This window comes from Streptomyces sioyaensis, from assembly GCF_004122735.1.
Classification (GTDB): domain Bacteria; phylum Actinomycetota; class Actinomycetes; order Streptomycetales; family Streptomycetaceae; genus Streptomyces; species Streptomyces sioyaensis.
Map to the genome: position 1 here is coordinate 17,520 of NZ_SDIF01000015.1, position 10,191 is coordinate 27,710.

At 74.0% G+C, this 10,191-nt stretch carries 1 protein-coding gene; it reads right to left on the minus strand.

Features of this window, described 5'->3' with window-relative positions; all coding sequences use genetic code 11:
* Positions 1-71: 71 nt before the first annotated feature.
* On the minus strand, positions 72-10,130 hold the full coding sequence (locus EST54_RS07905; protein ID WP_129246443.1) for a type I polyketide synthase: 10,059 nt from the start codon (positions 10,128-10,130) through the stop codon (positions 72-74).
* Positions 10,131-10,191 lie beyond the last annotated feature (61 nt).

Consider the following 10,191-nt stretch of genomic DNA (forward strand, 5'->3'; position numbering starts at 1 on the left):
GGATCGATTCACTATCCCCTAACGGCCCCTAAAGCTGCGGGGGTTGGCCCGCCATATGCGGGACCGGGGAACTAGTCGAAATGCTCCTCGACGAATGCGAGCAGTTCTTCGGCGGTCGCCGATTCGATGGCGTCCGCGGCCGGGTCCGACAGCCGGCTCTCGGGCGGGGCCGCCGTACGGTCGAGTCGGGCGAGCAGGGCATCGAGCCGGGAGCCGAACCGCGCGCGGGCGCCCTGGCTGTGCGCGGCGTCCAGCAGGGTGTTCTCCAGCCAGTCGAGCTTCTCCAGGATCTCGTGGGTGAGGGCGTCCCGGTCGGGTTCGAACCGGGCGCAGAGGAAGTCGGTCACCTCGGCGGGACTCGGGTGGTCGAAGACGAGGGTGGTCGGCAGCGCCAGGCCGCTGACCACGCCGAGCCGGGTGCGCAGTTCGACGGCCATGAGGGAGTCGAATCCCATGTCGCTGAAGGCGCGGTCCACGGCGACGGCCTGCGACGTGGCATGCCCCAGCACCCCCGCGACCTCCGCGCGCACCAGGTCCAGCACCGCGCCGCGCCGCGTCTCGGCGTCCAAAGCCGCGAGGCGCTCGGCCAGTTCCGTGCGGGCCGGGGCCTCGTCGGCAGGCGCGACGGGCTCCGTCAGGTGCCGGAGCAGGGGGCTGGGGCGGGTGCTGGCGAAGACGCGGGCGAAGCGGTCCCAGTCGATGTCGACGATCGTGACATCGGTGTCGTCGTGCTCCAGGGCCTGAGCGAGGGCGGCGGTGGCGCCGTGGGGCGGGAGGGCGCTGACACCGCGGCGCAGCATCTCCTCCTGGAAACGGTCGTCCGCCATGCCGCCCCCGCTCCAGGGACCCCAGGCGATGGCCGTGCCGACGGCGCCGCGGTCCCGGCGCCGCTCGACCAGTGCATCCAGGTGGGCGTTGGCGGCGGCGTACGGGCCGTTGCCGACGCTGCCCCAGGTGCCGGCGATGGAGGAGTAGACGACGAACGCCGCCAGGTCGTCCCCCAGCACGTCGTCGAGGATCTCCGCGGCCGTGACCTTCGCGTCGGTCACCGCCGAGAAGTCGACCCCGACGAGTTCCGTCAACGGCTGTTCGGCGGCCACACCCGCCGCGTGCACCACCGCGCGGACGGGGGTGCCCGCTGCGGCGAGACTCTCGGCCAGCCGGCCGACGGCCTCGCGGTCGGTCACGTCACAGGCCGTCAGGTCGACCGTCGCGCCGAGCGCCTCCAGTTCGGCGCGCAGCACCTCGGCGCCGGGAGCGTCGGGACCGCGACGGCTGACGAGGACCAGTCGGGACGCACCCTGCGAGGCGAGCATGCGGGCGGTGTGCGCACCGAGCGCTCCGGTACCGCCGGTGATCAGTACCGCCCCGTCCGTCCACCGGTACGCACCGGATGCATGGGCGTCGGCCCCCGGGGCGTCGTGCGTGCCGGCAGGGGTGAGGCGACGTGCGCGTGCGCCGTCCCCGCGCAGCGCCACCTGGTCCTCCCCGGCGGTCCCGGAAAGGACGGCGGCCAAGCCGGCCGGCTCCCCTTCGGCGGGGAGATCGATCAGACCGCCCCACAGCGCCGGGTGTTCGAGGGCGGCGACGCGACCCAGGCCCCAGACCTGGGCCTGCCAGGGGTCCGGTGCGGTGTCCGCCGGGCCGCTGCGTACCGCGCCCCGCGTCAGGGTCCACAGACGGGTCGGGATGTCCGCGTCGTGCAGGGCCTGCAGGAGCACCAGGGTGGCCAGGGCCCCGGCCGCGACGCCGCGGTGCCCGGTGTCCTCGCCGCCGGACTCCGCCAGCAGGGACACCGTCCCCGCCACCGTGCCGTCGGCTGCGGCACGTTCCTTGAGTTCCTTCGCCAGCGCCGCACGGTCCGTGCCGTGCGGATCGACGGTGAGGATGCGGGGGTTCGCACCTGCGGCCGCGAGCGCCTGCCGCACGGCGCCGGCCGTCGTCGTGTCGGCGGCATCCCTGGGGACGACGATCCACCAGGTGCCGTCGAGTGCGACGGCCGGGGCGTCCGTGGGCACCCGGTCCCAGGCGACGCGGTAGCGCCAGCCCGCGGCCCGGGCGAGCGTGGTGCTCGTACGGTGCCAGTCATGCAGCACCGGCAGCGCGGCCCGCAGGGACGTCTCCGCGTCGAGACCGAGGGTGCGGGTCAGGCCGTCGAGGTCCCGGTCCTCGACCACCTGCCAGAAGCGTGCCTTCGCCGGGTCGTCCATGGAGCCGGTGCCCTGGTCCGCCGCGGTCTCCTCGTCCAGCCAGTAGCGCTCGTGCTGGAAGGCGTATGTGGGGAGCCGGACCTGCCTGCCCGCCCCGAGCACCGCCGTCCAGTCGACGGATACGCCGTGGGCGTGCGCGGCGCCGAGCGCCGTGACCACGGTGCGTACCTCGGGGTGCTCGCGCCGCGCGGAGGGAAGAACCGGCCGGTCCGTCCCTGCCAGGGGCGCCAGCGCGGCGTCCGGGCCGAGTTCGACGAGCACGTCGGCGTCGTCCAGGGCGCCGAGGGCGTCGGCGAAGCGGACGGCGTGGCGGGCGTGGTCGAGCCAGTATCCGGCGGACGCGAAGGGCTGTGAGCTGTCGGCCGAGGGGCTGAGGGGGAGGGTCGGTTCGTGGAAGGTCAGCTCGGCGAGGAGGGCTGCGAAGTCGTCGAGCATCGGGTCCATCAGGGGTGAGTGGAAGGCGTGGCTGACCCGCAGCCGGGTCGTGCGGCGGCCCTGTTCACGCCAGTGGGCGTCGATCCGCAGCACGTCGGCCTCCGCCCCGGAGACGACGACGGCTTCGGGGCCGTTCACGGCGGCGATCGCCACGTCGGGTACGTCCGCGAGGCTCGCGGCCACCTCGTCCTCGCTCGCGGCGATCGCGACCATGGCGCCGCCCTCCGGCAGCGCCTGCATCAACCGGCCCCGCGCCACCACCATCCGCGCCGCGTCCGGCAACGACAGGACCCCCGCCACACACGCCGCGGCGATCTCCCCCACCGAATGCCCCGCCAGCACGGAGAACTCCACACCCCACGACTGCCACAACCGCGCCATCGCCACCTCGAACGCGAACAACGCCGGCTGCGCGAACTCCGTCCGCTCCAGCACCTCCGCGGGCCCCGACCACATCACCTCCCGCAACGATCGCCCCAACAACGGATCCACCACCGCACACACCTCGTCCAGCACGGCGGCGAACACCGGGAAACGCCCCGCCAACTCGCGCCCCATGCCCGGCCGCTGCGCACCCTGACCGGAGAAGAGACCCGCCACCCGCCCGGGGCCGCACGTCCCGGTGGACACCGCCCGGGGCGTCGTCGTCGCGGCCGGGTCCGCGAGTGCGGCGAGGGTGTCGAGCAACTCCTGCCGGTCCTCGGCCACCACGACCGCCCGATGGTCGTGAAGGGACCGGGTCGTGACCAACGAACGGGCCACCTCGGCCGGTTGGAGCACCGGGTGGTCGAGCAGGTGGGAGTGCAGGGCGCGGGCCTGTGCCGGGAGGCCGGCCGCGCTGCGGGCGGTCAGCACATACGGCAGCGGGGTCCGGGCCGCGGGGGAGTCCGGTGTGTCCGTGGGAGTGCCGCTCCCGACGGACCTGCCGTCCACCGGAGTTCCCCCGGCGGGCTCGCCGTCGAGGGGATCGCCCTCCGCCAGCACGATGTGCGCGTTCGTGCCGCTGATGCCGAACGACGACACGCCGGCCCGGCGCGGCCGGTCGCCCCGGGGCCAGGGGCGTTCCTCGGTGAGGAGTCGTACGGCCTGCGACGACCAGTCCACCTCGGGTGACGGCGTGTCGGCGTGCAGTGTGCGGGGCAGCAGTTCGTGCCGCAGCGCCTGCACCATTTTGATCACACCGCCGACCCCGGCCGCCGCCTGTGCGTGGCCGATGTTCGACTTCAGCGAACCGAGGTACAGCGGCCGCTCCGCCGCGCGCTCCCGGCCGTAGGCCGCGATCAGGGCATGGGCCTCGATCGGGTCGCCCAGCCGGGTGCCGGTTCCGTGCGCCTCGACGGCGTCGACCTCGGCGGCCGCGATGCCCGCCTGCGCGAGCGCGGCCTCCACGACACGCTGCTGGGCGGGACCGCTCGGGGCGGTCAGGCCGTTGGACGCACCGTCCTGGTTCACGGCGGAGCCATGGACCACGGCGAGGACCTCGTGTCCCAACCGGCGCGCGTCGGACAGCCGTTCCACGGCGAGCAGGCCGACGCCCTCCGACCAGCCGGTGCCGTCCGCGTCGGCGGAGAACGACTTGCACCGGCCGTCCGCGGCCAGCCCGCCCTGCCGGCTGAACTCGACGAAGATGTGCGGTGACGCCATCACGGTGGCTCCGCCCGCCAGCGCGAGATCACACTCGCCCCGGCGCAGCGCCTGGCAGGCGAGGTGCAGGGCGACCAGCGAGGACGAGCAGGCGGTGTCGAGCGTGACCGCCGGGCCCTGCAGCCCGAGAAGGTAGGAGATGCGCCCCGACATCACGCTGTTGCTGTTGGCTATGCCGATGATCCCCTCAAGGCTCGCCGGCGTGCTGCTCAGACGCGACAGGTAATCGTTGTACATGGTGCCGACGAACACACCGGTACGGCTGCCACGCAGCGTGCCGGGAGCGATCCCCGCATGCTCCACGGCCGCCCAGGACGCCTCCAGCAGCAGCCGCTGCTGCGGGTCCATGGCCAGCGCCTCACGGGGGGAGATGCCGAAGAAGTCCGCGTCGAATCCGGCGGGGTCGTCGAGGAATCCGCCCTCGCCGGTGCAGGTGGTACCGGCCCGGGAGCGGTCCGGGTGGCGGAGGCCCGCCAGGTCCCATCCCCGGTCGGTGGGGAAGTCGGTGACGGCGTCCCGGCCCTGCGCGACGAGCTGCCACAGATCCTCGGGGGACGCGACGCCGCCGGGGTAGCGGCAGGCCATCCCGACGATGGCGACGGGGTCGTCGGTGACGGTCGTTCCGGGGGTGGCGGGCCGCCGGGGGAGTGGCGACGGCTCGGTGGCCAGCGCGCTCTCCAGGTGCCGGGCGAGCGCGCCGGCGGTCGGATGGTCGAAGACCAGGGTCGCCGGCAGACGGACACCGGTCGCGGACGAAAGCCGGTTGCGCAGTCGCACGGACATGAGGGAGTCGAAACCGAACTCGCCCAGCGGGCGCTCCGCGTCGACCGCGCTCATGTCGTGGTGCCCGACCGCCGAGGCGATCTCGGCCCGTACGAGGTCGGACAGGGCCTTGCCGCGGTCCGCGGCCGGGAGGGCGGCCAGCTTCTCGGCCGTCGATCCGGGCGCGGCCGTCGCGGTGGACGCCGTCGTGCGGCGCGGCGCGGGACGCAGAGCCGTGAAGAGCGGGGCGGGCCGGGCGGCGGCGAACAGCGGCAGAAAACGCGGCCACGCCACGTCGGCCAGGACCCGGTTCTCGCCGAGGGACACCGCCGTCGACAGCGCCGCCATGGCGTCGTCGACCGGGAGCGGGACGAGGCCCTGGCGTCGCAGCCGTCGCTCCAGACCGGCGTCGACCATACCGCCGCCCGACCACGGACCCCAGGCGAGCGCCGTGCCGGCCAGACCGCGTGCCCGGCGCCGGGCGGCCAGCGCGTCCAGCACGGCGTTGCCCGCCCCGTAGGCGCTCTGCCCCGAGCCTCCCCAGATGCCGGAGACGGAGGAGAAGACGACGAAGGCGTCCAAGTCGGCTTCGCCGAGCACCTCGTCGAGGACCCGGGCACCGCCCGCCTTGCCCTCCAGGACGGCGTGGAACCGGTCGGGGGTGGTCTCCAGCAGCGGTGTCTCGTCGGCGACGCCCGCCGCGTGGAACACCGCGCGGACGGGGGCGCCCGACTCCGCCGCCTCGCGCACCAGCTCGGCCATGGCGGACCGGTCGGCGACATCGGCGGCGACGATCCGTACCGGGGTGCCGGTGGCGGTCAGCTCGGCCAGCAGTTCCTGCGCGCCGGGCGCCTTCGGACCCCGGCGGGAGACGAGCAGGAGGGAGCAGCCGCCCAGCCCCGCGACCCAGCGCGCGACATGACGGCCCAGCGCACCGGTGCCCCCGGTGATCACCACGGTGCCGGATGGCGTCCAGTCGGCGGGCGGTTGGACCGGCCGGTCCGGCTTGACCAGGCGGCGTACGGACACCCCGTCGGGCCGCAGGCGAAGGTGGTCCTCGCCGGTGTCCGCGGAGAGCAGCCCGGCCAGGCAGTCGAGCTGGGGCCGTACACCGGCCGGGGGCAGATCGACCAGGCCGCCCCAGCGGTCCGGGAGTTCCAGGGCCGCCGCCCGGCCCGCGCCCCACACGGCGGCCGTGTCAAGCGCGTCGTCGGACTCATGGGTCAGGCACCACACCGGGGCGTCCACACCGGCGTCGGTGAGCGCCTGCAGCGCGGTGACGAGGAGGTCCGGGTGGGCGGCGAAGAGCAGCACACCGTCCGGCTCGGTGGCGGTGTGTGTGACGTCGGTCAGCCGTGCTGCGAGACCGGGGCGGTCCAAGGTGGCGTCGAGGTTGACGTCGAGCGTGTGCGCGGCCAGGTCGCGGGTCCAGGAGACGTCCTTCGCCGGTGGCGCGAGGACGATCCAGGTGCCGGGGAGCCGGTCGGCACGCGGCGGGTCGGGCAGCGGCCGCCAGGTGACCTCGTAACCGAGGCGGTGGAGGTGTTCGTCCGCCCGTGCCGTCAGCAGGGTGGTGTCGGCCGCCCGCAGCACCAGTTCCCCGACAGTGAGGACCGGGTCCCCGGTGCTGGTGGCCGCGTCCAGGCGAAGGGTCTCGGTGCCGGTCCTCAGACGTACGCGCACTTCGCGGGCGCCGGGGGAGTGCACGGTGGCCCGGCCGAAGGCGAACGGCAGCCGGACCTGCTGACCGGAGTCGTCGGCGGCTGCCAGCGGGTGCAGGGCGGCGTCCAACAGCGCGGGATGGCAGCCGTAGCGGCCGTCGTGGGCCCGCTCGGGGAGGGCGACCTCGGCGTACAGCTCGTCGCCGGAGCGCCACAGCGCCCGCAGGCCGCGGAAGACCGGGCCGTAGCCGTAGCCACGGGCGGCGAGGGTGTCGTAGAGCTCCTCGACCGGCATCTCCTCGGCGCCCTGCGGCGGCCACTGTCCCGTGGCCCACTCGGCGTCGGTGGGCTCGGGGGGCTCTTCCGCGAGCCGTCCGGTGGCGTACTCCACCCAGTCGCCGTCGCCGCTCCGGCCCCGGATGACGAGCGCGCGCTCCGGCTCGCCCGGCGGTTCGACCCAGACCTGGATGTCGGTGCCCGCGGCGGGCAGCACGAGCGGGGTCTGCACGACGAGGTCGGCGACCTGGTGCCACCCCACCTGCCGGGCGGCCCGCAGGGCGAGTTCCAGGAAGCCGGTACCGGGGAAGAGCACGGCATCGGAGACCGCGTGGTCGGCGAGCCAGAGGTCCCGGTCGGGCGAGATCCTGCCGGTGAGCACCACGCCGCCCTGGCCCGGCAGTTCCACGATGCCGGACAGCAAAGGGTGGTCCAGCGCGTCGGCACCGTCACCCGTCAGGGCGGGGGGCGCGAGCCAGTAGCGTCGGTGCTGGAAGGGGTAGGGGGGCAGGTCGGCACGGGGAGCGGCCGGGAAGAGGGTCGTCCAGTCGACCTCGACGCCGTGAGCATGGGCCTCGCCGAGCGCGGTCAGCAGAGTCAGGGTCTCGTTCTGCTCACGGCGGCAACTCGGCAGCACCGTAAGACCGGTGTCGATCAGCGGTGCCAGGACCGCGTCGGGGCCGATCTCGACGACGACGTCCGCCTCCGCGAGTCCCGTGACCGCGTCGTGGAACCGCACCGCCCGACGGGCGTGGTCGACCCAGTAGGCCGCGGTGGCGAACGGATGCGTGGTCTCGGCCGACGCGCTCACCGGCAGCGTCGGCTCCCTCCGGCCCAGCTCGTCCGCCACCGCACGCAGCTCGTCCAGCACCGGTTCCATCAACGGCGAGTGGAACGCGTGGCTGACCCGCAGCCGACTCGTGCGCCGACCCCGCTCGCGCCATGTTCCGGCGACCCGCTCGACCTCCGCACGGGCACCGGAGACCACCACCGCCTCGGGGCCGTTGACCGCGGCGATGCCCACGAGCGCCGGGTCGCCCAGCGTCGCGGCGACCTCCTCCTCACCGGCGGCGACCGCCAGCATCGTTCCGCCCTCCGGCAACTGCTGCATCAGCCGGCCGCGCGCCACGGCCAACCGGGCCCCGTCGCCCAGGGACAGCGCCCCGGCCACCACCGCGGCGGCGATCTCCCCCACGGAGTGCCCGGCGAGCGCCGAGAACTCCACGCCCCAGGACTGCCACAGGCGCGCCATCGCCACCTCGAATGCGAACAGCGCGGGCTGCGCGAACTCCGTCCGCTCCAACTGCTCCGCGGGCCCCGACCACATCACCTCCCGCAACGACCGCCCCAACAACGGATCCACCACCGCGCACACCTCGTCCAGCGCCCCGGCGAACACCGGGAATTCCGCAGCCAGTTGACGGCCCATCCCGACGTGCTGAGCGCCTTGGCCGGAGAACACAGCCGCCACCCGGCCGCCGCCGGCGGCCACGGGAGTGACCTCGCCGAGCCCGGCCAGCACGGCCTCGCGGTCACCCGTGACCGCCGCACGGTGCTCGAACGCCGTCCGGTGCACCGCCGCCTCCCGCGCCGCCCGCACGAGGGACAGCTCCGGTCGGGCCTCCAGGTGCTCCCGCAGCGCCGCCGCCTGTGCCCGCACAGCCTCCGGCGTCCTGCCCGACAGCACCAGCGGTACCGAGGTCTGCGCCCACAGAGCCGGCGGCTCCGCCGCACTCTCCCCGGCGGGCTCGGGGACGAACTCCTCCACGATCACATGTGCGTTGGTGCCGCTCATCCCGAAGGAGGACACACCGGCCCGACGCGGTCGGTCCTCGACGCGCTCCCACGCCCGCTCTTGCGCCAGCAGCGCGACCGTCCCCGCGGACCAGTCGACCTCCGTCGACGGCTGCTCCGCATAGAGGCTCCGTGGAAGGACGCCGTGCCGCAGCGCCTGCACCATCTTGATCACGCCACCGACGCCCGCGGCCGCCTGGGTGTGCCCGATGTTGGACTTCAACGAACCGAGCCACAGCGGCCGTTGTGCCGAACGCCCCCGGCCGTACGTCGCCATCAAGGCCTGTGCCTCGATGGGATCGCCCAGCCGCGTTCCCGTCCCGTGCGCCTCCACCACGTCGATCTCGTCCGCGCTCAGACGCGCATTGCGCAGCGCCGAGTCGATGACGCGCTCCTGAGCGGGACCACTCGGCGCCGTCATCCCGTTCGAGGCACCGTCCTGGTTGACCGCGCTGCCCCGCACCACCGCCAGGACCTCGTGCCCCAGCCGCCGTGCGTCCGACAGCCGCTCCACCGCCAGCACGCCCACACCCTCGGACCAGCCGGTGCCGTCCCCGTCGTCGGCGAAGGAGTGGCAACGGCCGTCGGTGGACAGCACCCGCTGACGGCTGTACTCGACGAAGAAGGTGGGGCCGGCCATGATCGCGACACCGCCGGCCAGCGCAAGATCGCACTCGCCCGCACGGAGCGACTGGCATGCCAGGTGCAGGGAGACGAGCGAGGAAGAGCACGCCGTGTCGACAGTGACGGCGGGACCCTCCAGGCCGAAGTGGTAGGCGACCCTGCCGACGGCCATGCTGCCCGCGCTGCCCATGTGGACGTAGCCCTCGAACCCGTCGGGGGCCGTGGTGAAACGGCTGCCGTAGTCGTGGTGCATGACACCGGTGAACACGCCCGTGCGGCTGCCGCGCAGAGTGGCGGGGCGGATGCCCGCGCTCTCCAGCGCCTCCCAGGACGTCTCCAGCAGCAGCCGCTGCTGCGGGTCCATGGCCAGCGCTTCTCGTGGGCTGAGTCCGAAGAAGTCGGCGTCGAAGAGGTCGATGTCGGTGAGGAAGCCGCCTTCGCGGGTGTACGACTTCCCGACGGCGTCCGGGTCGGGGTCGTAGAGGCCGGCCACGTCCCAGCCGCGGTCCTGCGGGAAGCCGCTGATGGCGTCGCGCCCCTCCGTGACGAGCCGCCACAGGTCATCGGCACCGTGCACCCCGTCCGGGTAGCGGCAACCGATGCCCACGATCGCGATCGGCTCATGGTGCTTCGTTTCGGCGTCCCGCAGCCGCGATCGGGTCTTCTGCAGATCGGTGGTGACCTTGCGGAGGTATTCGACGAGCTGGCTGTCGTCAGTTGTCATGTCTAGCACCTATCGGCTTCGCGGCTGTCCGCCCGGAACAGGGCGCGACGGGAACAGGAGT